General features: G+C 71.5%; 19 protein-coding genes. 7 read left to right on the top strand and 12 right to left on the bottom strand.

The genetic code is table 11. The annotated features are described in order from the left end of the window. Positions 1–105: 105 nt before the first annotated feature. Genes ELY19_RS00675 through ELY19_RS00665 form a run of 3 tightly spaced genes read left to right on the top strand, consistent with a single transcriptional unit; the run spans position 106 to position 15,316 of the window. Positions 106–9,399 carry a type I polyketide synthase gene (locus ELY19_RS00675; RefSeq protein WP_126194484.1) on the top strand — a complete coding sequence of 3,098 codons (9,294 nt, stop codon included), beginning with the start codon at positions 106–108 and terminating at the stop codon, positions 9,397–9,399. 17 nt (positions 9,400–9,416) lie between these two features. Then, on the top strand, positions 9,417–9,842 hold the full coding sequence (gene acpS / locus ELY19_RS00670; RefSeq protein WP_126194483.1) for a holo-ACP synthase AcpS: 426 nt from the start codon (positions 9,417–9,419) through the stop codon (positions 9,840–9,842). Between the two features lie 20 nt (positions 9,843–9,862). After that, complete coding sequence (locus ELY19_RS00665) at positions 9,863–15,316, top strand: ATP-binding protein (RefSeq protein ID WP_126194482.1); 5,454 nt, start codon at positions 9,863–9,865, stop codon at positions 15,314–15,316. Positions 15,317–15,403: 87 nt separating this feature from the next. Here the strand turns inward: ELY19_RS00665 and ELY19_RS00660 are convergent, their stop codons facing one another. From ELY19_RS00660 to ELY19_RS00650, 3 genes are all read right to left on the bottom strand, one after another. After that, the gene (locus ELY19_RS00660; protein WP_126194481.1) at positions 15,404–15,739 is read right to left on the bottom strand and encodes an HIT domain-containing protein; all 336 of its coding nucleotides are present in this window, start codon (positions 15,737–15,739) and stop codon (positions 15,404–15,406) included. An 87-nt stretch (positions 15,740–15,826) separates the two neighbouring features. Further along, complete coding sequence (locus ELY19_RS00655; RefSeq protein ID WP_197715959.1) at positions 15,827–16,645, bottom strand: transglutaminase-like domain-containing protein; 819 nt, start codon at positions 16,643–16,645, stop codon at positions 15,827–15,829. A gap of 78 nt (positions 16,646–16,723) precedes the next feature. Continuing rightward, a complete protein-coding gene (locus tag ELY19_RS00650; protein ID WP_126194480.1) occupies positions 16,724–17,158 on the bottom strand; it encodes a DUF6194 family protein in 435 nt (144 codons plus the stop codon). 40 nt (positions 17,159–17,198) lie between these two features. Between ELY19_RS00650 and ELY19_RS00645 the strand changes: the two genes are divergently transcribed. Continuing rightward, complete coding sequence (locus tag ELY19_RS00645; protein ID WP_322745655.1) at positions 17,199–17,903, top strand: MerR family transcriptional regulator; 705 nt, start codon at positions 17,199–17,201, stop codon at positions 17,901–17,903. Between the two features lie 54 nt (positions 17,904–17,957). Here ELY19_RS00645 and ELY19_RS00640 read toward each other — a convergent pair whose 3' ends face one another. Together ELY19_RS00640 and bcp are read right to left on the bottom strand one after the other, a co-directional pair. Continuing rightward, entirely contained in the window at positions 17,958–19,103 is a 1,146-nt protein-coding gene (locus tag ELY19_RS00640; protein WP_126194478.1) for an acyl-CoA dehydrogenase family protein, read from the bottom strand. 16 nt (positions 19,104–19,119) lie between these two features. Continuing rightward, entirely contained in the window at positions 19,120–19,593 is a 474-nt protein-coding gene (bcp, locus tag ELY19_RS00635; protein WP_126194477.1) for a thioredoxin-dependent thiol peroxidase, read from the bottom strand. A 19-nt stretch (positions 19,594–19,612) separates the two neighbouring features. Here bcp and ELY19_RS00630 point away from each other — a divergent pair, with 19 nt between their 5' ends. Next, positions 19,613–19,996 carry a hypothetical protein gene (locus ELY19_RS00630; protein ID WP_126194476.1) on the top strand — a complete coding sequence of 128 codons (384 nt, stop codon included), beginning with the start codon at positions 19,613–19,615 and terminating at the stop codon, positions 19,994–19,996. Between the two features lie 60 nt (positions 19,997–20,056). Here the strand turns inward: ELY19_RS00630 and ELY19_RS00625 are convergent, their stop codons facing one another. Beyond that, entirely contained in the window at positions 20,057–20,923 is an 867-nt protein-coding gene (locus ELY19_RS00625) for a LysR family transcriptional regulator (protein WP_126194475.1), read from the bottom strand. A gap of 124 nt (positions 20,924–21,047) precedes the next feature. On the opposite strand from ELY19_RS00625, the gene ELY19_RS00620 reads away from it, so the two are divergent. Continuing rightward, on the top strand, positions 21,048–22,382 hold the full coding sequence (locus ELY19_RS00620; RefSeq protein ID WP_126194474.1) for an NAD(P)/FAD-dependent oxidoreductase: 1,335 nt from the start codon (positions 21,048–21,050) through the stop codon (positions 22,380–22,382). Here the strand turns inward: ELY19_RS00620 and ELY19_RS00615 are convergent. Next, complete coding sequence (locus ELY19_RS00615; RefSeq protein ID WP_126194473.1) at positions 22,320–23,540, bottom strand: L,D-transpeptidase; 1,221 nt, start codon at positions 23,538–23,540, stop codon at positions 22,320–22,322. The two genes, ELY19_RS00620 and ELY19_RS00615, sit on opposite strands and share 63 nt — an antisense overlap. Before the next feature lie 98 nt (positions 23,541–23,638). Between ELY19_RS00615 and ELY19_RS00610 the strand changes: the two genes are divergently transcribed. Then, entirely contained in the window at positions 23,639–23,884 is a 246-nt protein-coding gene (locus ELY19_RS00610) for a glycine zipper domain-containing protein (protein ID WP_126194472.1), read from the top strand. Between the two features lie 183 nt (positions 23,885–24,067). Here the strand turns inward: ELY19_RS00610 and ELY19_RS00605 are convergent, their stop codons facing one another. The 5 genes from ELY19_RS00605 to ELY19_RS00585 all read right to left on the bottom strand — a co-directional run bounded on the left by ELY19_RS00605 (position 24,068) and on the right by ELY19_RS00585 (position 26,901). Next, positions 24,068–24,484: a VOC family protein gene (locus ELY19_RS00605; RefSeq protein ID WP_126194471.1), complete on the bottom strand. Its 417-nt coding sequence runs from the start codon at positions 24,482–24,484 to the stop codon at positions 24,068–24,070. A gap of 263 nt (positions 24,485–24,747) precedes the next feature. Continuing rightward, on the bottom strand, positions 24,748–25,923 hold the full coding sequence (locus ELY19_RS00600; protein WP_126194470.1) for a site-specific integrase: 1,176 nt from the start codon (positions 25,921–25,923) through the stop codon (positions 24,748–24,750). Beyond that, positions 25,923–26,141 carry a DUF3263 domain-containing protein gene (locus tag ELY19_RS00595; RefSeq protein ID WP_126194469.1) on the bottom strand — a complete coding sequence of 73 codons (219 nt, stop codon included), beginning with the start codon at positions 26,139–26,141 and terminating at the stop codon, positions 25,923–25,925. Before ELY19_RS00595 ends, ELY19_RS00600 begins: the two co-directional genes overlap by 1 nt. Next, positions 26,138–26,473 carry a hypothetical protein gene (locus ELY19_RS00590; RefSeq protein ID WP_126194468.1) on the bottom strand — a complete coding sequence of 112 codons (336 nt, stop codon included), beginning with the start codon at positions 26,471–26,473 and terminating at the stop codon, positions 26,138–26,140. Before ELY19_RS00590 ends, ELY19_RS00595 begins: the two co-directional genes overlap by 4 nt. Beyond that, positions 26,467–26,901, bottom strand: coding sequence for an ImmA/IrrE family metallo-endopeptidase (locus tag ELY19_RS00585; RefSeq protein WP_227967096.1), 435 nt, complete (start codon positions 26,899–26,901; stop codon positions 26,467–26,469). The genes ELY19_RS00590 and ELY19_RS00585 overlap by 7 nt, the downstream gene beginning before the upstream one ends. Between the last annotated feature and the right edge of the window lie 17 nt (positions 26,902–26,918).

Genomic DNA, 26,918 nt, shown 5'->3' with positions numbered 1-26,918 from the left:
CAGAGCTGGTGCGAATCCTGTGTTCTCATGGGATACGGGTTTTCCGCGGGCCTGCCGCGGACGTGCCGTCATAGCGGCGCGCAGCGAGCTGATCCGAGGAGATTCATGACTGTCGACGACTTCGTCACCGCCAATGCACGCACCGCGAAGGGACCGCGGAGCAACGACGCGCTGGTGGACAGGTTGGCAGCGGGGGAGCAGTACGCGCTCGTCTTCGGCGGCCAGGGCGGCCCGTGGCTGCCGGGCCTCGTCTCGCTCCTGGAGCAGACCGGCCTCGCCGATGATCCCGAGTACCGCGACCTCTTCGACGGCTTCGTCGCGCGCGCCGACAGCGTGCTCGAGCCCGTTCGCGCCGAGCTGCTCCGCGCGCAGGCGCTGACCTTCGACCCGATGCGCTGGCGCGACGCCTCCATCGCCGCCTCCGAGGCCGAGACCACCGACGAGGAGGAAGAGGACGCCGGGCAGCCGGCGGCCGGCTCGCGCCGCCCCCTCGCCCCACAGGTCGACGGTGCCGTCTTCTCCGTCCCCGGCGTGCTGTTCGCACAGCTCGTCGCGCTCTACGGGCTCGAGGCCCAGGGTCTCGATCCGTGGGACGTGCCGCCCGTCGCGGCCATCGGCCACTCGCAGGGCCAGCTCGCGGTCTCCGCCTTCGCCTCGCGCGGCAACGAGGGCGACCTGCTCGCCATCGCGCGCCTGATCGGCGCCGCGGGCCGTGTCGTCGCCCGGCGCAAGGGTCTCGTCGCGCTCGGCGGCGCCACCCCGATGATGGCCGTCTCCGGCGTCCGGCAGGACAAGCTCGAGAAGCTGCTCGCCGACTTCACCGCCACCGTCTCCTTCGACGCCTGCGGCCCGGTGCTCGCGGTGCGCAACAACCGCAACTCCTTCGTGCTCACCGGCACCCCGAAGCTGCTCGCCGGCTTCCGCGAGTTCTGCGAGTCGGTCGCCGAGGCCGAGGAGGAGCAGCGCAAGGAGAAGCTCACCGGCGGCGCCGCGTTCGCCCCGAAGTTCGAGGACGTCGCCGTCGACATCGGCTTCCACCACCCCGCCCTCGCCGACGGTGTCGGCCTGGTCACCGAGTGGGCGGAGCGGTGCGGTCTCAACACCGAGACCGCCGCCCGCCTCGCCGCGGCCGTCCTGGTCGAGCCCGTCGACTGGGTCGCGGAGGTGGAGGGCGCGATCGGCAAGGGCGCGCGCTGGCTGATCGACCTCGGCCCCGAGGACATCGCCACCAAGCTCTCCGCCGCCCCCGCACGGGGCCGCGGCGTCGGCCTCGTCCCCGCCACCACGCTGCGCGGCGCCCGCAACCTCTTCTCGCCCGGCGGCGTGCCCGAGCTCCCCCTGGCCTGGTCGGAGTTCGCGCCGCGCCTGGTGAGCCTGCCCGACGGCCGCACGGTGCTCTCCACCCGCTTCACCGAGCTCACCGGCCGCAGCCCGATCCTGCTCGCCGGAATGACCCCGACCACCGTCGATCCCGGCATCGTGGCCGCGGCCGCCAACGCCGGCCACTGGGCCGAGCTGGCGGGCGGCGGCCAGGTCACCGAGCCGATCTTCGCCGATAACATCGCGAAGCTGACCGCGCTCCTCGAGCCGGGTCGCGCCGCGCAGTTCAACTCCCTGTTCCTCGATCCGTACCTGTGGAAGCTGCAGCTCGGCGGCAAGCGCATCGTGCAGAAGGCCCGCGCCGCGGGCGCCCCGCTCGACGGCGTGGTCATCACCGCCGGCATCCCCGAGCTGGAGGAGGCGACCGCCCTCGTCGAGGAGCTGACCGAGGCCGGCATGCGGCACGTCGCCTTCAAGCCCGGCACCGTCGAGCAGATCCGCCAGGTGGCGCGCATCGCCGCCGAGGTCCCGCAGTTCCCCGTGATCGTGCACGTCGAGGGCGGCAAGGCCGGCGGTCACCACTCGTGGGAGGACCTCGACGAGCTGCTGCTCGTGACCTACGCCGAACTGCGCGACCGCAACAACGTCGTGCTCGCGGTCGGCGGCGGCATCGGCACGCCCGAACTGGCCGCCGAGTACCTCTCCGGCGAGTGGTCGCGCAAGTACGGCGCGCCCGCGATGCCCGTCGACGGCATCCTCGTCGGCACCGCCGCGATGGCGACGCTCGAGGCCACCACGTCGGACGACGTCAAGCGCCTGCTCGCCGAGATCCCCGGCACGCCCGACTGGATCGGCGCCGGCCACGCCGGCGGCGGCATGGCCTCGGGCCGCAGCCAGCTGGGCGCGGACATCCACGAGATCGACAACACCGCGTCCGCGTGCGGTCGTCTGCTCGACGAGGTGGCCGGTGACGGCGATGCCGTCGCCGAGCGCCGCGACGAGATCATCGCCGCGATGGCGGGCACCGCGAAGCCGTACTTCGGCGACGCCGACGCGATGACCTACGCGCAGTGGCTCGAGCGCTACCTCGAGCTGTCGGTCGGCACCCGCGAGCAGGTCGCCGCCGCCGACCCCAGCCGCTTCGGCGACTACGGCTGGCTCGACATCACGCACCAGGACCGCTTCCTGTCCATGCTGCACCGCGCCGAGGCGCGCCTCGCGGCCGAGGACCGCGGCCCCATCGAGACCTCCTTCGCCGACGTCACCGCCACCGATGACGCCTACGCCGCGCTGGATCGGTTGCTCCAGCGCTACCCCGAGGCGGCCGAGACCCGTCTGCACCCCGCCGACGTCCCGTTCTTCGTGTCGCTGTGCCGCACCCCGGGCAAGCCGGTGAACTTCGTGCCCGTCGTCGACAAGGACGTCCGCCGCTGGTGGCGCTCCGACTCGCTGTGGCAGGCGCATTCGCCGCGCTACTCCGCCGACGAGGTGTGCATCATCCCCGGCCCGGAGGCCGTCGCCGGCATCACCCGCGTCGACGAGCCCGTCGGCGACCTGCTCGACCGGTTCGAGGCCGAGCTGGTCCGCCGTCGCCTCGGCGAGGGCGCCGTCGCGGACGCCGTCGCCGGCCGCCGCGTGGTGCCCGGCGTCGAATCCGTGCCGCTCGCGCGCGCCCTGGCCGCCACCAACATCCTGTGGGCCGGTCGTCTCGTGCACAGCCCCATCGCGCGCCTGGGCGCCGGCAGCACCTGGTCCGTCGAGGAGAGCGGCGATTCCGCGCTGCACGCCGCCACCGGGGCCCGCCTGCGGGTGACCGGCCCGAACGCCGTGGTCCTGGAGATCCCGGTCTCCGGTACCGACCTCGTCATCCCGATCCAGGTCCCCGACAGCTGCGCCGACGGCGGCGTTCCCGTCATCGAGCTCGGCGCCGCGAGCGAATCCATGTCCAAGCTGGTCGCGCTGGCCGCGGCCGGTGACCTGCCCGCGGTGACCGACGGTGCCGCCACCATCGACTTCGAGTTCCGCGCCGAGGACGCCGCCGACCACGCGGCGATCACCGCGGACAGCCTCCCCGTCGGCCTGTCGGCGCTGTACGGCGACGAGCAGCTGGCCGTGCCGGACGCCTTCGTCGGCCTGTGCTGGCCCGCCTCGTTCGCCGTGGTCGGCGCCGCCACCACGGCCGAGGGACGCCCGGTCGTCGAGGGCATGCTCGATCTGGTCCACCTCGACCACGCGATCGAGCTCGCCGCCAACCCGACGCCCGGCGCCTACCGCGCGACCGCGCGTCTCGAGGACGTGACCGCCACCGACATCGGCACCGTGGTCACCGTCGGCATCGACGTCCGCGCCCCGGGCGCGGACGCGCCCGCGGTCACCATGACCGAGCGCTTCGCGATCCGCGGCCGCACCGGTGAGGCCGAGCTGGCCGACCCGCAGCCCGCGGGCGGCGCCCGCGGCGAGACCGCCACCGAGACGCCGCGCAAGCGGGTCCGCCAGGCCGTGGTGAACGCGCCGCAGGACATGAGCGGCTTCGCCGCCGTCTCCGGCGACCACAACCCGATCCACACCTCGCAGGTGGCGGCGAGCCTCGCCGGCCTGCCCGGCCCGATCGTCCACGGCATGTGGCTCTCGGCCGCAGCGCAGCAGGTGGCGTCCGCCTCCAACGGCGACGTCATGCACCGCAAGATCCGCGGCTGGACCACCCGCTTCCTCGGCATGGTCCTCCCGGGCGACGAGGTGCAGTTCACCGTCGAGCGCGTCGGCATCGACCGCGGCGGCGAGCTGCTCGAGGTGACCGCCCGCGTCGGCGACGAGCTGGTGATGGCCGCCTCGGCCGTGGCCTTCCCGGCCGTCACCGCGTACGTCTTCCCCGGCCAGGGCATCCAGGGCAAGGGCATGGGCCTGAATCAGCGCTCGCGCAGCAAGGCCGCGCGCGAGGTCTGGGACGCCGCGGACGCGCACACCCGCGAGAACCTCGGCTTCTCCATCCTCGCCGTGGTCCGCGACAACCCGCTGTCGATCCGCGCGAACGGCACCGTCTACACCCACCCCGACGGTGTGCTGTACCTGACGGAGTTCACCCAGGTCGCGATGGCGACCGTGGCGTGCGCGCAGCTGGCCGAGCTCACCGAGATCGGTGCGCGCGTGGACGATCCGATCATCGCCGGCCACTCGGTGGGCGAGTACAACGCGCTGGCCTCGGCCGGCGTGCTGCCGCTCGGCACGATCCTCGAGACCGTCTTCCACCGCGGCCGCATCATGCAGCAGCTGGTGCCCCGTGACGAGCAGGGTCGCAGCCCCTACGCGATGGCCGCGCTCCGCCCCGAGCTGTTCGACGTCGACGATGCCGACATCGCCGAATGGGTCGAGGGCAACCTGGAGGGCGCCGATGAGTTCGCCGAGATCGTCAACCTGAACCTGCGCGGCGCGCAGTACGTCGTGGTCGGTAACCAGGCCGGGCTCGACGCGCTGGAGAAGGCGATCGCCGAGCGGACCGGCAGCCCGAAGGCCTTCCAGCTGGTGCCGGGCATCGATATCCCGTTCCACTCCTCGGTCCTGCGCGACGGTGTGCCGGAGTTCGCCGCCCGCCTGCAGGAGCTGGTGCCGGCCGAGTTCGACTACACCAAGCTCGTCGGCAAGTACCTGCCGAACCTGGTCGCGCGCCCGTTCGAGCTGACCGCCGACTTCGCGGTCTCCATCCTGGACGTGGTGCCCAGCGAGCCGGTCCGCGCGCTCGTCGCCGACTGGGACGCGGCCGCCGCGAATCCGATGGCCACGGCCCGCACGCTGCTCATCGAGCTCCTCGCGTGGCAGTTCGCGAGCCCGGTCCGGTGGATCGAGACGCAGGATCAGCTGCTCATCGACACCGACCACGGCGGCCTCGGCGTCGAGCGGTTCATCGAGGTGGGCCTCGCGTCCGCGCCGACGCTCGCGAACCTCGCCAGCCGCACCCTCGCACTCGCCTCGTACCAGCGCGCCGCCGCGACGGTGCTCAACGCCGAGCGCGACGCCGCGAAGGTCTTCGCGACCGACGAGGACGTCCCGGAGGACGAGGGCGCCGAGGCGGCCGCCGAGGACACCGCCCCCGCCGCGGCCCCGGCTGCGGCGGCCCCCGCCGCCGCGCCGGTGGCGAGCGCACCGTCGGGCGGCCCGCGCCCGGCCGACCTGACGTTCGACGCCTCGGACGCCACCCGCGCCATGATCGCGATCTGGACCAAGATGCGGCCGGACCAGTTGGAGAAGACCGACACCATCGAGACGCTGTGCGACGGCGTGAGCTCGCGCCGCAACCAGCTCCTCCTGGACCTCGGCTCGGAGCTCAACCTCGGCGCGATCGACGGCGCCGCGGAAGCGGACCTGCCGACGCTCGCGGCCACCGTCACCAAGCTGGCGCGCACCTACAAGCCGCTCGGCCCCGTGCTCTCGGAGACCGTCGGCAACCAGCTGCGCAAGCTGCTCGGCTCGACCGGTAAGCGGCCGAACTACATCACCGAGTACGTGACCGGCACGTGGGAGCTGGGCCCCGGCTGGGCGCAGCACACCGTGCTCGCCCTGGCGACCGGCACCCGCGAGGGGGCCTCGGTCCGCGGCGGCGACCTCGCGACCCTGCTCGACGGCCCGGTGACCAACGCGGCCGCGCTCGACGCGCTGATCGACCGCGCGGTCGCCGAGGTCGGCGCCGCCCAGGGCGTGCCCGTCGGGAAGCCGTCGGCCGGCGGCGGGGGCGGCGGCGCGACCGTCGACGCCGCGGCGCTCGCCGAGTTCACCTCCGCCATCACGGGGGAGGACGGGGCGCTCGCCGCGTCGGCCCGCGTGCTGCTGCAGAAGCTGGGCCTCGAGACGGTCGAGGGTGGCCTGCCCGCGCTCGACGACGAGTCGGAGCGGCTCGCCGCGCTGATCGCGACCGAGCTGGGCGACGACTGGACGAGCGCGGTCGCGCCGGCCTTCGACGCCAACAAGGCCGTCCTCATCGACGACCGCTGGGCCAGTGCCCGCGAGGACCTGCTCCGCGTGTGGAACATGGACCCGTCGACCTTCCCGACCTACAGCAAGCACATCCTGGAGACCGCCAAGGGCGCCGGCCCGGCGCTGGTCAACCAGGCGAAGTGGTGGGAGAAGAAGGCCACTGCGGCCGGCCGGCCGGAGCACGCCCGCGCCTACGCCTTCCTTTCCGGGCTCGCCGAGTCCACCCCGGAGCCGGGCGTCTACGCCGATGAGGTCGCCGTGGTCACCGGTGCCTCCGCGGGCTCGATCGCCGCGGCGGTCGCGGCGCGGCTGCTCGCCGGCGGCGCGACGGTGATCGCCACGACCAGCCGCCTCGACGACAAGCGCCTCGACTTCTTCAAGGAGCTCTACCGCACCAGCGCCCGCACCGACGCGTCGCTGTGGGTCGTGCCCGCGAACATGGCGAGCTACGCCGACGTCGACGCGCTCGTCGCCTGGATCGGCGAGCGTCAGGCCGAGACCGTGGGCCCGTACACCACGGTCCACAAGGAGGCCCTGGTCCCGACGATGCTGTTCCCGTTCGCGGCTCCCCGCGTCTCGGGCGACATGTCGGACGCCGGCCCGCGGGCCGAGCTGGAGATGAAGATCCTGCTGTGGTCGGTCGAGCGGCTCATCGCCGGCCTCGCCGCCATCGGCAAGGACACGGATCTGGCGTCGCGGCTGCACGTCGTGCTGCCGGGTTCGCCCAACCGCGGCATGTTCGGCGGTGACGGCGCCTACGGCGAGTCGAAGGCCTCCCTGGACGCCCTCGTCACCCGGTGGAACGCGGAGAAGTCCTGGTCCGAGCGCGTCACCCTGGCCCACGCCATCATCGGCTGGGTCCGCGGCACCGGCCTCATGGGCGGCAACGACCCGCTCGTCGAGGCCGTCGAGGCGGCCGGCGTGCGCACCTGGTCCACGTTCGAGATGGCCGACAAGCTGCTGGCCAACGCCAGCGCCGAGGCGCGGGAGCGGGCCGCGACGGCCCCGATCTTCGACGACCTCACCGGCGGCCTGGGCGGCGTGAACCTGGACATGAAGGCGCTCGCCGAGCAGGCCATGGAGGCCCGCCTGGCGGAGGCCGCCGAGGCCGAGGACGAGGGCACCATCGCGGCCCTGCCCGGCGCCCCGGTGGCGACCCTGCGCGAGCCCGACTGGGGTTCCGTCGAGGCGCGGCCGGAGGACATGGTCGTCATCGTCGGCGCCGGCGAGGTCGGCCCGTACGGCAGTTCCCGCACTCGCTTCGAGATGGAGGTCGACGAGCGGCTCTCCGCCGCGGGCGTCGCGGAGCTCGCCTGGGTGACCGGCATGATCACCTGGGAGAACGATCCGGAGCCGGGCTGGTACGACGCGGAGTCGGGCGAGCTGGTGCCCGAGGCGGAGCTGGCCGACAAGTACCACGACGCGGTCGTGGAGCGCTGCGGCATCCGCGAGTTCAGCGACGACGGCGACATCGTCGACCAGTCGGCGCCGCTGCTGGTGTCGGTCTTCCTGCCCGAGGACATGTCCTTCGTGGTCGCGAACGAGGCCGAGGCCCGCGCCTTCGCCGATGCCGACCCGGAGAACACCGTCGCGGTGCCGATGGAGTCGGGCGAGTGGCGGATCACCCGCAAGGCGGGCACGGAGATCCGCGTGCCGCGCCGCACCAAGCTGCTGCGCAGCGTGGGCGGGCAGGTGCCGGACGGCTTCGACCCCACCCACTGGGGCATCACGCCCGAGATGGTGGAGTCGGTGGACCGGCTCGCGCTGTGGAACCTGGTCGCCACCGTCGACGCGTTCATCTCCGCCGGTTTCGAGCCGGCCGAGCTGATGGAGTACGTGCACCCGTCGCACGTCGCCAACACGCAGGGCACGGGCATGGGCGGCATGAGCTCCATGCGCGACCTGTTCATCAACACCCTGCTGGGCGAGCCGAACCAGAACGACATCCTCCAGGAGGCCCTGCCGAACGTCGTCGCCGCGCACGTCGTGCAGAGCTACGTGGGCAGCTACGGCGCGATGATCCACCCGGTCGCGGCCTGCGCCACGGCGGCGGTCTCGGTCGAGGAGGGCGTCGACAAGATCAAGGTCGGCAAGGCCCTGTTCGCGGTGACCGGCGGCTTCGACGACCTGTCGATCGAGGGCATCACCGGCTTCGGCATGATGCAGGCGACCGCCGACAGCGAGAAGATGCTGTCGAAGGGCATCAGCCCGCGGCGGTTCTCCCGCGCCAACGACCGGCGGCGCGCCGGCTTCGTCGAGGCGCAGGGCGGCGGCACCGTCCTCCTCGCCCGCGGCGACGTCGCGGCGAAGATGGGCCTGCCAGTGCTCGGCGTGGTCGCGTGGGCGCAGAGCTTCGGCGACGGCGTGCACACCTCCATCCCGGCCCCCGGTATGGGTGCGCTGTCCGTGGCCGCGGGCGGCCCGGAGGCGCCGATGGCCCGCAGCCTGCGGCAGCTCGGGGTCGAGGCGGACGACGTCTCGATCATCAGCAAGCACGACACGTCGACCAACGCGAACGACCCGAACGAGGCGAACCTGCACGAGCGGATCGCCGCGTCGATCGGCCGCTCCGAGGGTGCCCCGATGTTCGTGGTCTCGCAGAAGTCGCTGACCGGTCACGCCAAGGGCGGCGCCGCCGCCTTCCAGCTGATCGGCATGTGCCAGATGCTCAACGATCAGGTGGTGCCGCCGAACCGCAGCCTCGACTGCGTGGACGACGAGATGCGCAAGTACCCGCACCTGGTGTGGCTGCGCGAGACGCACCGCTTCGACGAGAGCTTCCGGCCGAAGGCCGGCCTGCTCACCTCGCTCGGCTTCGGTCACGTCTCGGGCCTCATCGCGGTCGTGCACCGCGACGCCTTCCTCGCCTCGCTCGATCCGGCGGCCCGCGCCGAGTACCTGGCGACGGCGCGGGAGCGCGAGGTCGCGGGCGCCCGCGCGGTCCTCTCGGCCATGTGCGGCCGGTCGGGCCTGTACCGCAAGCCGCCGGCGGGCCGGCGCTTCGGCGCCGACGCCTCGTCGGAGGCGACGGACCGCAGCGAGGCGGCGCTGCTGCTCGACGAAGGCGTGCGGCTCGGACCCGACGGCACGTACTGCGCCGACGGATGCCGGTAGCCCGCTAGGCTTCCGCCATGGCCGTGGTGGGAGTCGGGATCGACGTGGTGCACGTGCCCGGGTTCGCGGAGCAACTGGCGCAGCCCGGGACCACGATGCTCTCGTCGTTCAGCCCCGCCGAACGACGGGACGCCGCGGGCGATGTGCGCTCTCTGGCCGCCCGGTGGGCGGCCAAAGAGGCCGTCTTCAAGGCGTTCTCGTCGGGGTACTACGCGCAGCGACCGGCCGAGAAGGAGGTCGGTGCGCGGGAGGTGGAGGTCGTCTCCGATGCGTGGGGGCGGCCGGCGGTACGGGTGTACGGCCGCATCGCGGCCGACCTCGGCCCGGATGCGACGATCCATGTGTCACTCACTCACGACGGTGACACCGCGGCGGCGTTCGCTGTGATCGAGAGAACTGAAGAGCGCGATGGTCCGAACGGACCGCAGTCGTGCACGGGATAGAGCCGAAAGGGAACAAGCGAGTGTTCAGCCGAATCGCCATCGTGAACCGAGGTGAGGCCGCCATGCGCCTCATCCATGCGGTCCGCGACCTGGCCGCCGAGACCGGGCAGCAGATCGAGACCGTCGCCCTCTACACGGACGTCGACCGCACTGCGACCTTCGTCCGCGAGGCCGACATCGCGTACAACCTGGGTCCCGCCGCGGCGCGGCCGTACCTCAACTACGAGCTGCTCGGCAAGGCCCTGCAGGAGACCGGCGCCGACGCGGCGTGGGTCGGCTGGGGCTTCGTCGCCGAGGATCCCGTCTTCGCCGAGAAGTGCGCCGAGGTCGGCGTCGTGTTCGTCGGCCCGAGCCCCGAGGCGATGCGGCAGCTCGGCGACAAGATCGGCGCCAAGCTCATCGCCGAGGAGGTCGGTGTCCCCGTCGCGCCGTGGAGCCGCGGCCCCGTCGAGACGCTCGAGGACGCGAAGGCCAAGGCGAAGGACATCGGCTACCCGCTGATGCTCAAGGCCACCGCCGGCGGCGGCGGTCGCGGTATCCGCATGGTCGCCTCCGACGCCGACCTCGAGGAGGCCTACCTGCGCACCCGCGAGGAGGCCGAGCGCGCCTTCGGCAGCGGCGTCGTCTTCCTCGAGCGCCTGGTCACCGGGGCTCGCCACGTCGAGGTGCAGGTCATCTCCGACGGTGAGACCGCGTGGGCCCTCGGCGTGCGCGACTGTTCCGTGCAGCGCCGCAATCAGAAGGTCATCGAGGAGTCCGCATCGCCGGTGCTCGGTGCCGAGCAGGTGAAGCGCCTGAAGGAGTCGGCCGAGCGGCTGGCGATCAAGGTCGGCTACCGGGGCGCCGCGACCGTCGAGTTCCTGTACCACCCGGGCGACGACCTGCTCGCCTTCCTCGAGGTCAACACCCGCCTTCAGGTGGAGCACCCGATCACCGAGGTCACCAACAGCTTCGATCTGGTGCGCGCGCAGCTGCACGTCGCCTCGGGCGGCAAGCTCGACGGGGAGCGCCCCGTCGAGCGCGGCCACGCCATCGAGGCCCGCCTCAACGCCGAGGACCCTGACCGCGACTTCGCCCCGGCGCCCGGCCGCATCGCGCTGCTCGACCTGCCCGCCGGCCCCGGCATCCGCATCGACACCGGCGTCTCGCAGGGCGACACCATCCCCGCCGACTTCGACTCGATGATCGCCAAGGTCATCGCCTACGGCAAGGATCGCGACGAGGCACTGGGCCGCCTCCGCCGTGCCATGAACGAGACCCGCGTCATCATCGAGGGCGGCGCCACCAACAAGAGCTTCGTGCTCGACCTGCTGAACCAGCCCGAGGTGATCGACGGCAGCGCCGACACCGGCTGGATCGACCGGGTCCGCGGCGAGGGCCGCCTGGTCGCCGACCGGCACACGTCCGTCGCCCTGGCCTCCGCCGCCATCGACGCGTACGAGGAGGAGGAGCGGTCCGAGCTCACCCGCCTGCTCACGACGGCCTCGGGCGGTCGCCCGCAGGTGCAGCACGAGAGCGGCACGCCGCTGGACTTCAAGCTGCGCGGCGCGAGCTACCGGGTCCGCGTCGCCCGCACCGGCGCGCACAGCTTCCGGCTCGTGATCGATACCGGCGCCGAGACCCGCACCGCCGATGTCGACCTGGAGCGCTTCGACAACCACACCGGCCAGGCCGTGGTCAACGGCGTCCGGTACCGGCTCACCACCGGCACGCACGGTCCCGTCCACGTGGTCGACGTCGACGGCGTCACCCACCGCGTCAGCCGCGACGAGGGTGGCGTGGTCCGCTCGCCCGCGCCGGCGCTCGTGGTCGCCGTGCCGCTCGCCGTCGGCGACGAGGTCGAGGCCGGCGCGCCGATCCTCGTGCTCGAGTCGATGAAGATGGAGACGGTGCTCCGCGCGCCGTTCGCCGCGCGCCTCAAGGAGTGCGCGGTCACCGTCGGCAGCCAGGTCGAGGCCGGGGCACCGCTGCTGCGTCTCGAGCCGCTCGGCGACGGTGCCGAGGACGCCGCCGGATCGGCGGCGGGCCCGATCGACCTGCCCGAGGAGCCCGCGCAGGTGGGCGCCGTCGAGCGCGCCGCCGCCGGCCGCGACGCCCTGCGCAGCCAGCTGCTCGGCTACGACGTCGACCCGGCCGACGAGAGCCGTCTGCTCGACGAGTACCTCGTGGACCGCGTGGCCGCGGAGCTCGAGGGCGCCGCGCCGGCCGCCGCCGAGCTCGCGCTGGCGAACGTCTTCGCCGACCTCGCCGAGCTGGGCCTGCGCCGCTCGGTGAGCAGCGACGACGAGGTGCACAGCCCCCGCGAGCACTTCCACACCTACCTCCGCAGCCTCGACGCCGACCGCGCCGGCCTGCCGGACTCGTACCGCGCCAAGCTCGCCGCGGCCCTCGGCCACTACGGGGTCACCGAGCTCGATCGCACCCCGGACCTCGAGTCGGCCGTCTTCCGCGTGTTCCTGGCGCAGCAGCGGCCCAAGGTCGGGGTCCGCGTGATCACGGCGCTGCTGCGCAAGTGGCTGCGCGAACCGGCGCCGTCGGTCGAGGAGGGCGGCGACGCGCGCGCCGTGCTCGAGCGGCTCATGGACGCGACGCAGTCGCGCTACCCGGTGATCGCCGACCTCGCCCGCGGCGTGGTCTTCGCGTGGTTCGGCCAGCCGCTGCTGCGCAGCAACCGCGAGGGCGTGTACTCGGCGGTCCGTGCGCACCTGTCGCACCTCGATCAGAACCCCACGGCGGCCGATCGCGCCGACCGGATCGCGGAGATGGTGCGCAGCACCGAGCCCCTCGTGCTGCTCCTCGGCGAGCGGCTCGCGGGGGATCACCCCACCGACAACGCCGTCATGCTCGAGGTCCTCACCCGCCGGTACTACGGCAACAAGGGGCTCACGGAGGTCCGCACGCAGGACGTCGCGGGCACGGAGTGGGTCGTCGCCGAGCGCGACGGTGCCCTGCTCGCCTCGGCCGCGGTCGCCTACGACGGGCTCAGCGACGCGGTCGCCGGGCTGGCGCAGGTCGCCGAGGGCGCGGCGTCGGTGGACGCCGACATCTACCTCAGCTGGGAGCAGCAGCCCGAGGACCAGGACGAGATGGTGGCCGCGTTCGACAGCGTGCTGTCGGCGCACCCGCTGCCGGCGCAGGTCCGCCGCGTCACCATCACCGTCGCGGGCAGCGGCGGCGCGGTCATGCACCACCACTTCACCTTCCGCGCCGCCACCAACGGCGTCGTCGAGGACCGCCTGATCCGCGGCCTGCACCCGTACATCGCGCAGCGCATGCAGCTGGAGCGGCTGCGCCGCTTCGACCTGACGCGCCTCACCTCGTCGGACGACGAGGAGGTGTACCTGTACCGCGCCGTCGCCAAGGAGAACCCGGCCGACGACCGGCTCGTCGCCTTCGCCCAGGTCCGCGACCTGGCTGCCGTGCGCGACGCGGACGGCCGCCTCCTGGCGCTGCCGACCGCCGAGATCGCTCTCGCGACGTGCGTGGACTCGATCCGCCGGGCGCAGGCCGCCCGCCCGAGTGGGAAGCGCCTGCCCACCAACCGGATCGTCATGTACATCTGGCCCCCGGTGGATCTCAGTGACGCCGAGCTCGAGGCGCTCGCCGGGCACATCGAGTCGACCACCGTCGGTGCGGGGCTCGAGGAGGTGCTGCTCATCGGCCGCCGCCGCGACGCGGCGACCGGCGAGCTGGTCAAGACGGAGGTGCGGGTGTCCTTCAGCCCCACCGGCCGTGCCGACCTGCACATCGGCGAGCCGATCGAGGACACCGTCGAGCCGATCGACGGCTACCGCCAGAAGGTGCTGCGCGCCGCGAGCCGCAACACCGTGTACCCGTACGAGCTGACGGCCGCGCTGGGCGACTTCGTCGAGTACGAGCTGGCCGAGGGCGACATCGCCGACGTGCTGGTGCCCACCGACCGGCCGAAGGGCCGTAACACCGCGGGCATCGTGGTCGGCGTCGTCTCCACGGCGACGGACCTGTACCCGGAGGGCGTCAAGCGCGTTCTGCTGCTGGGCGATCCGACGAAGTCGCTGGGCGCGCTCGCCGAGGCGGAGTGCCGCCGGATCAGCGCGGCGATCGACCTCGCGCACCGGATGGAGCTGCCCGTCGAGTGGTACGCGCTCTCCGCGGGTGCCCGCATCTCCATGGACTCGGGCACCGAGAACATGGACTGGGTCGCGGCGGCGCTGAAGAAGATCGTCGAGTTCACCCAGCAGGGCGGCGAGATCAACATCGTCTCCGCCGGCATCAACGTGGGCGCTCAGCCGTACTGGAACGCCGAGGCCACGATGCTCATGCACACCAAGGGCGTGCTGATCATGACGCCGGAGTCGGCGATGGTGCTCACCGGCAAGCAGTCGCTGGACTTCTCCGGCGGCGTCTCGGCGGAGGACAACTTCGGCATCGGCGGCTACGACCGCATCATGGGCCCGAACGGCCAGGCGCAGTACTGGGCGCCGGACCTGGTGGGCGCGCACAAGATCCTGATGGAGCACTACGCGCACACCTACATCGCGCCCGGCGAGCTGGCGCCGCGCCGCGCCGCCACCACGGACCCGGCCGACCGCGACATCACGACGTACCCGCACGTGCTGGCCGACAGCGACTTCACCACGGTGGGCGACATCTTCTCCGCGGAGAAGAACCCGGACCGCAAGAAGCCCTTCGACATCCGCACCGTGATGCGTGCGCTCTCGGACCAGGACCACGAGGTGCTCGAGCGCTGGGCCGGCATGGCCGACGCCGAGACCGCAGTGGTGCAGGACGTGCACATCGGTGGCATCCCGGTCTGCCTGCTGGGCATCGAGTCGAAGTCGGTGCCGCGCCTGGGCTTCCCGGCGACCGACGGCCCGGACACCTACACGGCCGGCACGCTGTTCCCGCAGTCGTCGAAGAAGGCGGCCCGCGCGATCAACGCGGCCAGCGACAACCGCCCGCTGGTGGTGCTCGCCAACCTCTCGGGCTTCGACGGTTCGCCGGAGTCGCTGCGCAAGCTCCAGCTGGAGTACGGCGCCGAGATCGGCCGTGCGATCGTCAACTTCTCCGGGCCGATCGTCTTCTGCGTGATCTCGCGCTACCACGGCGGCGCGTTCGTCGTGTTCTCCAAGCAGCTGAACCCGAACATGACGGTGCTCGCCATCGAGGGCTCGTTCGCCTCGGTGCTCGGCGGCGCACCCGCAGCAGCGGTCGTGTTCTCGGGCGAGGTCAACGCGCGCACCGGCAACGATGCGCGGGTCAAGGACCTCGAGGCGCAGGTGGCCGAGGCCACCGGCACCGAGCGCGCGGCGCTGCTCGCCGAGCTCGACGAGGTGCGGAGTTCCGTCCGCGCCGAGAAGTTGGGTGAGGTCGCCTCCGAGTTCGACGGGGTGCACAGCATCCGTCGCGCCGTCGAGGTCGGCTCGGTCGACGAGATCATCGCCGCCGCGGACCTGCGCCCGAAGATCATCTCGGTGATCGAGGCCGCGCTGTAGCTGCGGGCCGAACCGGTCCGGAGGGCACCGTCGGGATTCCCGGCGGTGCCCTCCGTCGTTCGGCGTCGGTGCCCAGGCGCCGTAGCGCTACTCGAGCCGCCTTCCGGCATGGACGTGGAAGTGCAGATGCTTGGAGTCCTGGTAGTCGCCGAGGTTGGAGGTGACCGCCGCTGCTCCGGCGCGGCGAACGACTGCGCGCGCCGTGTCCTGCACGACCAGGAGCAGCTTTGCGGCCAAGTCCCCGGGCTCCAGCTCAAGTAGCGATCCGACGTGCAATGTGGGCACCACGACGAGGTGGGTCTGCCAATACGGTCGGGTGTGCTCGAAGGCGAGCACATCCTCATCCTCATAGGTCACTACGAGTTGTCGACGCCGCGGAATCGCGACGTCGCAGTAGAAGTCGGTGCCCGCGTACTCGCCCATGCGCCGAGCCTACGGATTTCGGGTAGGGGAGGCCCCTCGGGTCCTGTGCCCGGGCGACTGCGGATACCCCGTCACAGCATCTGAGCCTCAGCCGACCATTGCCGCTGGTACGCGGAGATGGGGATGTTCGTAGAGCGCGGCGATCGCGGTTGTGTCGTCGGTTGAGCACACCGCGGCAACCTCGTCGAGCAGGTGGTCGTACGCGGATCCTGTCCGTCCGTGGTATGCCTCGGTCATTAGCCCCCACTCATCCCACGGGAGCATCTCGACCTTGTTCAGAGCAGCGAGGTCCTTGACGAGGTTGCCTCGTATTTCGGCTGCTCCCCAGTTCTCGGTGCCGGACACACCGAACTTCGACGGGGCGACCTCCCCGCGCCGGAAGGCCACCCACGCTTCGCCACCGGACAGAAATTGGCCTGGCGCGAGATCCTCGGGGTGCGTGACTACGTTCATACCGAGAATCTCTGGATCGAGGCGAACCCACCGGTCGACGTCGGCGGCGCGGTACTCCGTGATCCAGTGGTCAACCGCTGCGTTCTCCTCGAAGTACGTCGCGAACCCGCAGCGTACCCGTGCTGCGATACCTCGATGACGGAGCAGGGCGCACGCGATTACTGCGAAATGTCGGCACGTGCCCACGATGCGCGTGCGTGGATCTCGCGGCTCGGCGAGGCGCGTCGGTGCGAGGTCAAGAAGCCGGGCGACGAGGTCTGCGGCAGGTCGAATCTGATTCTCCGCCAGGCGCTCGTCAGGCAGGCCGCGTGCGTCGATCGCGGTCGGCTGGACCACCAACCCACGCACAGGGAAGCAGATTGCCAGTGGATCGGTGTCGAACGTCGCGAGCGCGTCGGCGGGAATGGCACCGAGGCCAGTCAACGGTCCCGGCACGCTGTAGTCGATCGCCACAGAGCCAAGCGTAGGACGCCTGCCATGAAGTGGGGGCGGCTTGGGTCCACCGCATGCCGGTATGCCGCGGGGGAGCGTTCAGCCGCGGAAGCGCGCGGCCGCAGCCGCATGTGCCTCGCGGATCAGGCCGGTCAGCAGGTCGAGCGTCCGCTCGCCCGGGCGGACCACCGCGATCCAGCCCTGGCGGGCGTACAGCGGGTGCCCGATCACGCGGTCGGGGGTGGCGTAGTCCATGTCGGCCTCGTCGACGAGCTCGGCGAGGCGGGCGCGCCCGACGTGCACGTTGACGCGGTACCGGTCAGGGGCGTCGAGGCCGCACCGGTCGTCGTCGGGGTAGTTCTTGGTGATGATCGTGGCGAAGGGCTGGCCGCGCTGCGGGATCGAGCCGTCGGGGGAGTAGTAGAAGAAATGATCTCCCCAGGCGACCTCGGGGAAGGTGCTCCCGGGCTCGGGCGCGAGCTCGACGACGCCGTTCAGGGCGCGGGTGCTGTCGATGATCTGCTGCATACTCATGGTTGAAGTATGTCGTTGAAGTGCTTATGGAGGGTTGGTGGTGGCGGCTCTCGGAACCGGGCAGGTGGCGGCGGCCACCGGATACAGCGTGCAGCAGGTGCGGGTCCTGGAGGCCGACGGGGTCCTGGGGCCGGTGCCGCGTGCCGGCAACGGCTACCGCAGGTACTCCGCGGCACATGTGCGCGATCTGCGCGCCTATCGCGACCTGGCCGCGGCGGTCGGCCCCGTTCGCGCACGGTCGGTGCTGCGCGCGGCGCGCGGCGCGACCACGCACGACGCCCTCGCGGTGGTCTCCGACGCCCACGCGGACCTGCGCCGTGAGCGCGAGCACGCGCTCGCGGCGCGGCGTGCGCTGCTGGTGGTCAGCGGCGAGGCGGCCGGCGAGGCAGCACCGGCCGCCTCGGACGAGCTGACCGTCACGGAACTCGCGGGCGCGATCGGCGTCCGGGCCTCGACGCTGCGCTACTGGGAACGCGAACGGCTGCTCGCACCGCGCCGGTCCGGGGGAAGCGGAGGGGCGCGGCGGTATCCGGTGCCGGAGGTGCGGATCGCCCGGATCGTCGCCGAACTGCGTACCGCGGGCTATCGGATCCCCGACGTCCGGCGGGCCGTCATCGCGTTGCGGGAGCTCGGGGACACGGCCGCCTCCCTCGACGCGCTCGACGCCCGGATCGGGGACGTCGACAGGCGGTACCTCGCGCTGCTGCGCGCCGGCGCGGTCCTCGCCGAGATCATGGACGGCTGACGAACGCGGAAGGGCACCGCCGGCGATCCCGACGGTGCCCTTCGCACTCGAGTCCTACAGCGCCAGATCGCGCCCGATGATCTCCTTCATGATCTCGGAGGAGCCGGCCCAGATGCGGGTGACTCGGGCGTCCATCCACGCGCGGGCGGCGCGGTACTCGCGCATGTAGCCGTAGCCGCCGTGCAGCTGCACGCAGGAGTCGAGCACCTGGTTCTGGATCTCGGCGGAGATGTACTTGACCTTCGCGGCGTCGACGGCGGTCAGCGTGCCCTCGGCGTGCGCGACGACGGCCTGGTCGACGTAGGCCTGGACCATCTCGATCTTCGTCACCAGGTCGGCCAGCAGGAACTTGTTGTGCTGGAACGAGCCGATGGACGCGCCGAAGGCCTTGCGCTCGCGGGCGTACTCGATGGTCTCGGCCAGGATCTGCTTGGCGTGCGCGACGTTGCCGACGGCGGAGCCGATGCGCTCCTGCGGCAGCTTCTCCATCATGTGGTAGAAGCCGCGGTCCACCTCGCCGATGAGGGCGCTCGCGGGCACGCGCAGGTCGGAGTAGAAGAGCTCCGCGGTGTCGGCCTCGGGCTGGCCCACCTTGTCGAGCTTGCGGCCGCGCTCGAAGCCGGGCAGCGAACAGTCCACGGCGAACAGCGAGATGCCGCGCGCCTTGGCGTCCGGGTTGGTCTTGGCGGCGATCACGGCGACATCGCAGGTGTAGCCGTTGGTGATGAAGGTCTTGGAGCCGTTGAGGATCCAGTCGTCGCCGCTGCGCACCGCGGTCGACTTGATCGCCGCCAGGTCGGAGCCGGCCGACGGCTCCGTCATGCCGATCGCCGCGACGGCCTCGCCGGCGGCGATGGCGGGCAGCCACTGCTGCTTCGCCTCGTCGGTGCCGAGGCGCACGATGTACGGCGTCGTGATGTCGAAGTCGATGCCCACCGAGCTCGCGAAGGCCATGGACAGCGCCGCCAGCTCCTCCTGCGCGATGGCGTTGAAGCGGTAGTCCTCCGCCTCCCCGCCGCCGTACGACTCCGGGATCTCCAGTCCCAGGACGCCCTGCTCGCCGAGGCCGCGCCACACGTCGCGGGAGATCAGCTTGTCATCGATGTACTGCTCGGCGTGCGGCAGCACCTGCTTCTGCAGGTAGTCGCGGACCGCCGAGCCGAACTGCAGGTGGTCCTCGGAGTAGATGGTGCGTTCCACGTGGGTGGCTTCCTCTCTAGAGCTTCAGGTCGCGGCGCAACTTCGCGACGTGCCCGGTCGCGCGCACGTTGTACTGCGCCACCTCGATGTTCCCGTCCGCGTCGATGACGAACGTCGACCTGATGACGCCCGTCACGGTCTTGCCGTACATCATCTTCTCACCGAAGGCCCCGTATTCGGTAAGCACCTGCTTATCCGGGTCCGAGAGGAGCGGAAATGTGATCGAATCGCGCTCGACGAACTTCTTGAGCTTCTCCGGCTTGTCCGGGGAGATGCCCAGCACGCTCAGCCCCGCGTCGGCGAAGTCGGACAGGTTGTCGCGGAAGTCGCACGCCTGCTTCGTGCAGCCCGGGGTCATGGCCGCGGGGTAGAAGTACAGCACCACCCGCTTGCCGCGGTAATCGGCGAGGGAGACGGGGTTGCCGTCCTGGTCGGGGAGGGTGAACGACGGTGCCGGGGTGCCGGGTTGCAGGCGCGCGGAAGTGGTCATGCCGGTTACCGTAGCTGGCATGGCAGCACAGGACGAGGGCTCGGGGTATTCCGGCGGCACGGGTGGCCGCGGTCGGGCGCGCATCCGCAACCTGGCGAGCGCGGCGCTCAACGCGGACATGACGATCGACCAGGCCACGGCCATGCTCGAGGGCATGGCGGTGACCATGGACAACATGAGCACCACCATGGCGACCTTCGATGAGACGGTGGCCCGGGTGAGCCGCAACCTCGACGAGTTCGAGAAGCTCACGGCCCGGTTCTCCGCCACGCTCGAGAAGACCGACGCGGCGCTGGAGAAGCTCAACGCCCTGCTGTCCGTGCCGGGGGCGGCGGTCACCGTCGCCGAGCGGGTGCTCGCGGTCCCGACCGAGGTGACCAAGCGCTTCCGCGGCAAGCCCTGACCGCGTCCCGCCCGGACCGAGGCACGCCCCGGCGGCGGGGGGTGACGGCGCAGCGTCGGATCAGGCTCGGCGGTATCCGTTCGACAGTCCGACCAGCAGCTCCGCGACCAGGGGGTTCGGGGTGGCGTCGGTCCGCAGCACCGCGGAGGCGGGCAGGGTGAAGCCCGGCGCCGGCCTGCTCGCGATGCCGGGCTGGCGCGGGTCCTCGTAGAGCAGTGTCCATCCGTCGGGGTGGTTGATCAGCTCGAAGGCGACGGGGTGGTCGTCGCGGATCTCGGGGCCGAGGAGCACCTCGAGTCCGTCCGCGGTGAACACCTTCTGCGCCAGCCGGTGCAGCAGTACCTGCTGGTGCGGGGGTGGGAGGAGTAGAGGGTATTGCGCCAGTTCCCGGGTCGACGGTGGCCTGCCGAGCGCGGCCAGGGGGTGCCGCGTGGAGAATGCGATGAGCGGGTTGTCGACCCACAGCGGCTCCAGATAGAGCCCCGGCTCGTCGAGCCGGCCGCGGATGAGCGCCAGGTCGGCCTCGCCCGACTTCACCGCCGCGATCCGCTGCGCGAAGGGCTTGATGAGGAAGTCGATCTCCGCGCCCGGGTGCCGCTCGCGCACGTCGGCGGCCGCGGCCAGCGCGGAGCGCGCGAATGACATGTTCGCGGCGAGGCGGATGCGGTCGGGCCGGGGCCGCACCGCGTCGATCGCCTCGTCGCGTTGCCGGAGCAGTTCCCGGGCGCGGGGGAGGAGCGACTCGCCGGCGTCGGTGAGCCGCACGCTCCGGCCGGTGCGCTCGAACAACTCGGCGCCGAGTTCCTTCTCCAGGGTCGCGATCTGATGGCTCACCGCCGACTGCGAGACGAAGCACTGCTTCGCCGCGCGGGAGAAGCCGCCGTGATCGGCCACGGCGACGAGGTACTCGAGCTGCCGGAACTCCATTCCGCCATCATATGAACAAACGAGATGGTTCGCATCATCAGGATGGCGATCTACCAGCTTGTAGAGCAGTCACCCATTCACCAAACTGGTAGTAGACAACGACGTCTCGAAGGAGGAGAAGATCATGCGCAGCACCCACGTCGTGGTGATCGGCTCGGGATTCGGCGGCCTCGCCGCCGCGAAGCAGCTCGCCAAATCGAACATCGAGACCACCCTCATCTCGGCGAACGGCACCCACCTCTTCCAGCCCCTGCTGTACCAGGTCGCCACCGGCGTCACCGCGGGCGAGCGCATCGCGCCGCCGATCGCCGAGGTCCTGCGGCGGCGCCGTGCCGTCGACGTCGTGACGGGCTATGTCACCGAGGTCGACGCCGAGCGCAAGGTGGTCACCTACGCCACGGCCGACGGCATCGAGCGGATCGGCTACACCTACCTGATCGTCGCCGCGGGTGCCGCGCAGGCGTACTTCGGCCACGACGAGTGGGCCGACCGCACCTTCGCCTTGAAGACGCTCGAGGACGCGGAGAACCTGCGGGAGCGGCTGCGGGCCGCGTTCGCCGCTCCGGCCGCCGGCCCCGCGCGCACCGTCGTCGTGGTCGGCGCGGGCGCCACGGGCGTCGAGGTCGCGGGCCAGGTCGCCGAGCTCGCGCGCCGGTTCCACGACGACGCCGAGATCCGCATCCACCTCGTCGAGGGCGCCGACGACGTGCTGCCCTTCTACGGCGGCACCCTCTCGGGCTACACCCGCGCCGCGCTGGAGAAGGCCGGCGTCACCGTGCACACCGGCACGTTCGTCACCGCGATCGAGGACGACGTCGTCACCGTCAAGGACAAGGCCGGCGCCGCGCGCGAGATCCCCGCGGGCACCGTCGTCTGGTCGGCCGGTGTCAAGGCCACCCCGCTCGCCGGCGTGATCGCCGAGGCCACGGGCTGCGAGACCGACCGCGACGGTCGGCTCCTCATCAACCGCGACCTCACGGTCGGCGGCCGGGCCGATGTCTTCGCCCTGGGTGATATGACCAGCCTGAACGGCCTGCCCGGGCAGAGCCCTGTCGCCATGCAGCAGGGCCGGCACGCCGCCGACATCATCCGCGGCACGAAGGGCCCCGGCACGCACTTCCGCTACCTGGACAAGGGCAGCATGGCGATGATCGACACCCCGCACGCCGTCATCCAGCCCCCGCTCGGCCTGCCCGGTCTCACCGGCATCGTCGCCTGGGCGGGCTGGCTGGCCGTGCACCTGTACTACCTGGCGGGCATGGGCAACCGGGTCGCGGTGCTCCGGGACTGGCTGCGCGCCTTCGTCGGCACGGCCCGCCCCGGGTTCGCCGGGGCGGTCCCGCTGCCCGACGGTGCGCCGACGGTCACCGTCGGCGCCGCGGACGCGGGCGAGGAGCTAACCGGCGGACTTGGCGTTACCGGCACGCCAGACGGACCACGGAACGTTCCAGTCGCCTAGTCCGTCCGTGCCCTCCAACGTGGGCCCCGCGGTGTCGGTGACCTTCACGATGTCGCCGCGCTTGGTGTTCTGCAGGAACCAGAGCGCGTTCTCGGTGCTCACGTTGAGGCACCCGTGGCTCACGTTGGTGTAGCCCTGTTGATTCACCGACCACGGGGCGCTGTGCAGGTAGATGCCGCTGTAGGACATCTGCACGGCGTAGTCGACCAGGGTGCGGTAGCCGTTGGGGGAGTTCACCGGGACGCCGTACGTCGACGAGTCCATGATCATGTTCTCGCGGTGATCGCCGATGAGGTAGATCCCGTTCGGGGTCTCGTTGCCCGGGCCGCCCATCGAGGTGGGCATCGTCTTGATGAGCTTGCCGTTCTTGGTGACCCGGACGATCTTGTCCTTGTCGGAGACGGTCGTGACCACCTCGTCGCCCACGGTGAACCGGGTGGAGGCGTCCTTCTGGCCGAAGGTGCCGCCGCCGAGGTCCACGCCGTAGATCTTCACGTCCACGCTGACCTTGGTGCCGGGCTTGAAGTAGCTCTCCGGGCGCCAGCGCACCTCGGACGGGCTGATCCAGTAGAAGGCGCCCTCGACCGGCGGGTCGGTGACGATCTTGATGGCGCGCTGCGCCGCCATGCGGTCGGCGATGCGCTCGTCGAACTTCACGCCGACGGTCTGCCCGACGCCGACCGTCGAGTTGTCGGCGGTGGTGAAGTACGCCTGGGCGAGGTTGTTCGGCGACTGGGTGCTGAACGTCTCGTTGGCCACGTTCACGCCGCCGATGCCGTTGGCCTCGGCCCGCAGCTTGTAGGTCTTGTTGTAGCCGAGCGGCTCCGTGTTGCTCCAGGAACGGCCGTCGTCCGCCAGCTTGCCGGAGACCTCCTTGCCGTCCGCGTTGGTCATCACGACCCGGGTCAGCACGCCACCGCTGGCGGTGACCTTCACGGGGACGCCGGGCTGCACGTCGAGGGTCCCGCTGCGCACGCTGGAGGTGATCTGCGGGCGGAGGAGATCGAAGAAGGGCGTCGAGTCGGTGATCTTCTGGCTCTCGTCCGGCAGCGCCGCGGCGCCCGTGGAGGACGTGCAGCCGGCGACCAGGGCGGCGGCGACGGCCAGCGCCGTCACCGCCGTCGGGATGCGTCGGGACACGGCGGCACGGTTGCGCATGGCTCAGCTCCAGAAAGGCTCAGTCGGGTTCGGTCCACGAGACCGATTGCTCCTGATTCTACCGGGCGCCAGGAGGCCCGGGCCGGTACGGTGCGGGTGTGAGCGACGACGGTGACCGGCCCGACAGCGGCGCGCAGACCGGCGACGAACGGCCCGTCGGACCGTGGGGCGACAAGGGCTACAACAAGCTGGCGCTCGGCCTCGCGGTCGGTGTGGTTATCGGCGCGAGCATCGGTACGGCGCTGGGGAATCCGGCCGTCGGGATCGGTGTGGGGCTGGCGCTCGGCATCGCGCTCGCGATGGCCTTCGGCTACGGCGCCGGCAAGGATGACGAGGCCGACTGACTCGCCGGCCCCGCCGTCCCGACCTGGGTGAGAGCCTGGGGAGAACGCTGCGGGCGGCAGGTGAGGTGGTTGCTCCCCAGGCTCGATCGAAGCTTAACTTAGCGTAGGTAAATTTAGAAGGTTCAATTCTGCGACCGTGATCACGGCCGTCGCCTTCGGTCTCGCGTCAGGACTCGAGCTCGGTCAGCGGGCGTCGGGGCGCCAGTCTCGCGTGCAGAGCACCAAGAGATATCCGTCCGGGTCCCGCAGCGTCACACCCCATCGGGCCCAATACGGATTCCGTGGCTCGACCACGGTGCCCCCGCAGGAGACGGCTCGATTCACGAGCTCGGCTGGAATCGCGCCTGCAAGGTAAAGGACGAGGAGGTCTTCAGGTCCGGGTGGGTTGGCGATGGCTGCGTGCGGGTCGGCGACCAACTCGAGATGCCAGGCCGCGCCGGGAAGCCCGATCATGAGTAGTTCGTGGCCGCCGCTGGTGGTGTTGTCGGTCCGCCACTGGATGTGCATACCGATGCCCTCGACCCAGAACCGCTCGGCGGCGGCAATGTTGCGGGTAGGGCGGGCGACGCGGAGAGGGGCATCCGCACGGAATGAGGTCATGTCGCCATCCTCAAGGGTGAACAGAGGTCGAGGTCAAGCGATTCCGGCGAGACCGTGAACTGTGCGCAAGACGGCTGACGCAGAAGGCCCCCTCCGGATTGGAGGGGGTCTTCGGATTGTGCGCCATCAGGGACTCGAACCCCGAACCCGCTGACCGCGTTCCGCCCTGTCGGTGACGGGTGGGGGTGTCGGGAAGTGTTGTGCTGTGCGGCATCCCGTGAGGGCAAACTGGCGGGCACTCTCCCGAATGCCGTTGATTTCGCTCATTTCGGGTGGGTAAAAGGTGGGCTGGGAGCCAGCCTCCGCTGCAGCTCCGCCGACGAATCCGGCGCCACCGCCTTCCGCTCAATGTAGTGCGCGCGCGTCACGTCCGGCCCCGAATGTCCGAGCTGCCCGGCGGCGCGCTCCTCGCCCAACTCCTCCGCCAGCACCGTCGCGACGGTCCGCCGGAAGCTGTGCGGCGTCACCCACTCGAACATCCCCGCAGGCCCATCCGCTTTCCCGCGCGCGTCGCGCACCACGTACTTGCGGGCCTCCCGCAGCTGACGCCGCACGTTCGCCGCAAGGCGGGCAGTCCCTGCCCTCGACGGGAACACCAGGCCCCCGGGGAGCATCCGGGCCCGCTGGACCTTCAGCGCGTCGATCGCGAACTGCGGGAGCGTCAGCACCAGCATGTTCTCCCCGCCCTTCGTGCGGTTCAGCACCACCTGGTTCGAGTCCCACAGGACGTCCGACCACTCCAACGGCAGGACCTCGTTGATCCGGCCGCCCGTGCCGATGAACACCTCGAACAGCTCAGGCAGGTCGACGGCGCGCGGCGGCCCGGTCGGCTTCCCGTCTCCGCCGTGGGTGCCGGCGTACGCGGCGACCCGCGCGCGGAGGATCGTCAGCTCCGCGGCGCTGATGGCCCGCGGCTTCTTCCGCTGCACCGCGGCCGGGGTGGTGTCGCGCACGAGGTTCCGGTCCACGGCGTCGTGCTTCGCGGCGATCCCCATCATCCCGGACAGGGCGAGGCGACAGCGCTTCTTCACGGTGCCGGTCTTGGTGTCGAGGAACCGCTCGAGGCCGCCGATGGTGACCTCGCCGACGCGGAGTTCGCCGACGGCGGGCGTGACGTGGGTGCGGATGGTCTGCTCGTACAGCTCGATCGTCTTCGGCGCGAGGTTCTGGCGGCGCTTCGTGTCGAGCCAGATGGTCCCGAGGTCGGCGAGGTTGGTGTCTCGGGTGACGTCGGCCGGCGCGGCGGCGGGCCGTGCGCGGTCGCGGAGGGCGACCTTGAGCGCGGCCTCGGCCTTCGCGCCTGAGGCGCCGAACCGCTCGACGGTGCGTGTGCGGCCGTCCCAGTCGCGGTACTTCGCCCGGGCCCGCCACTGCCCGGGCGCGGTCTGGGCGCGGGTGATCGCGCCCCAGGTGCCGAGGGGGAGCGGTGGGCGGGCCATCAGGGTGCCTTCCTGGTGATGCGGCGGAGCCTGTTCACGACGGTGGGGGAGTAGGCGAGCGCCTCAGGTCGGTCGAGCAGTTGGTTCAGCAGCTGCGTGTACCGGATCGGTGACACGTCGAACTGGGCGCGGATGGCGTCCTCCTTGGCGCCGCGCAGCTGCCACCACGCGGACTCGAAGTCGAGGATCGCGCGCTCGCGATCGGTCAGCTCGGTCATGCGCCGAACTCCGGGCCGTCCGGGTCGGGTTCGTCGCCGAGCGGCCACGGCAGGTGCTCCGTGCTGCCGGAGCCGCCTTCGTCGCCATCGTCGAGGCCGCGGAGGTCGACGCCCTTGAAGTCGAGGCCGCGGCGGCACAGGCTCACGGGCCCGGCCGGGGGCGGCGCTGCGCGGAACGACTCCCAGGCGTCGGCCGGCGCGCCCGCGCGCTGCCACGCCCACCACTGCGCCCAGGTGTCGCTGAAGACGATCGCGCCGTCCGGCCAGCGGAACGGGCCGTCGGGTTGGGCGGGCGCCGGTGCGGTGCGCGGGCCGTCGTGGTTGGTCAGCATGGCCGGTCCTCCACCTGGGCGTCGACCCAGGCTCGTTCGTCGTCGGTGAGTGCGCGGACGCGGGCGAGGAGCGTCGGCACGTCGACCCACAGCTCGTCGGCGACCTCGGTGGCGTGCCGGGCCCAGCGGAGGACGTCGACGAGGTCCTCGAGCTCGATGAGCCGGCGCGCGGCGATCTCGTGGACCGCGGTCTCCTCGCGGGCCTGCAGCACCGGGTCGCGGGGGTAGACGCGGCGCTCGTCGTGGACGAGCTCGTGCGCGATGGTGCAGCGTCGCTCGGCCTGGGTGAGGTCGTCGGCCAGCTGGATCCGGCGGCCGTTGATGCACCCGGCGAGCGTGGTGTGCCCGATGTCGCCGAAGCGGATCTCCAGCCAGTTCCGGGCGCGGGCCTCCCTCCACGGGTGCCAGGTTCCGCGTTCGATCGTCATGCCCGATGTTGTACACG

Source organism: Tsukamurella paurometabola (assembly GCF_900631615.1).
Taxonomy (GTDB): Bacteria; Actinomycetota; Actinomycetes; order Mycobacteriales; family Mycobacteriaceae; genus Tsukamurella; species Tsukamurella paurometabola_A.
This window is presented reverse-complemented; position numbering and strand designations above follow the sequence as displayed.

Bases quoted from the DNA above. Each gene is read 5' to 3' on its own strand.
- ELY19_RS00605 (WP_126194471.1), bottom strand. From the start codon at position 24,484: ATGACCTCATTCCGTGCGGATGCCCCTCTCCGCGTCGCCCGCCCTACC.
- ELY19_RS00675 (WP_126194484.1), top strand. From the start codon at position 106: ATGACTGTCGACGACTTCGTCACCGCCAATGCACGCACCGCGAAGGGA.
- bcp (WP_126194477.1), bottom strand. From the start codon at position 19,593: ATGACCACTTCCGCGCGCCTGCAACCCGGCACCCCGGCACCGTCGTTC.
- ELY19_RS00650 (WP_126194480.1), bottom strand. From the start codon at position 17,158: ATGAGTATGCAGCAGATCATCGACAGCACCCGCGCCCTGAACGGCGTC.
- ELY19_RS00630 (WP_126194476.1), top strand. From the start codon at position 19,613: ATGGCAGCACAGGACGAGGGCTCGGGGTATTCCGGCGGCACGGGTGGC.
- ELY19_RS00625 (WP_126194475.1), bottom strand. From the start codon at position 20,923: ATGGAGTTCCGGCAGCTCGAGTACCTCGTCGCCGTGGCCGATCACGGC.
- ELY19_RS00590 (WP_126194468.1), bottom strand. From the start codon at position 26,473: ATGCTGACCAACCACGACGGCCCGCGCACCGCACCGGCGCCCGCCCAA.
- ELY19_RS00595 (WP_126194469.1), bottom strand. From the start codon at position 26,141: ATGACCGAGCTGACCGATCGCGAGCGCGCGATCCTCGACTTCGAGTCC.
- ELY19_RS00615 (WP_126194473.1), bottom strand. From the start codon at position 23,540: ATGCGCAACCGTGCCGCCGTGTCCCGACGCATCCCGACGGCGGTGACG.
- ELY19_RS00660 (WP_126194481.1), bottom strand. From the start codon at position 15,739: ATGGGCGAGTACGCGGGCACCGACTTCTACTGCGACGTCGCGATTCCG.
- ELY19_RS00585 (WP_227967096.1), bottom strand. From the start codon at position 26,901: ATGACGATCGAACGCGGAACCTGGCACCCGTGGAGGGAGGCCCGCGCC.
- ELY19_RS00600 (WP_126194470.1), bottom strand. From the start codon at position 25,923: ATGGCCCGCCCACCGCTCCCCCTCGGCACCTGGGGCGCGATCACCCGC.
- acpS (WP_126194483.1), top strand. From the start codon at position 9,417: ATGGCCGTGGTGGGAGTCGGGATCGACGTGGTGCACGTGCCCGGGTTC.
- ELY19_RS00620 (WP_126194474.1), top strand. From the start codon at position 21,048: ATGCGCAGCACCCACGTCGTGGTGATCGGCTCGGGATTCGGCGGCCTC.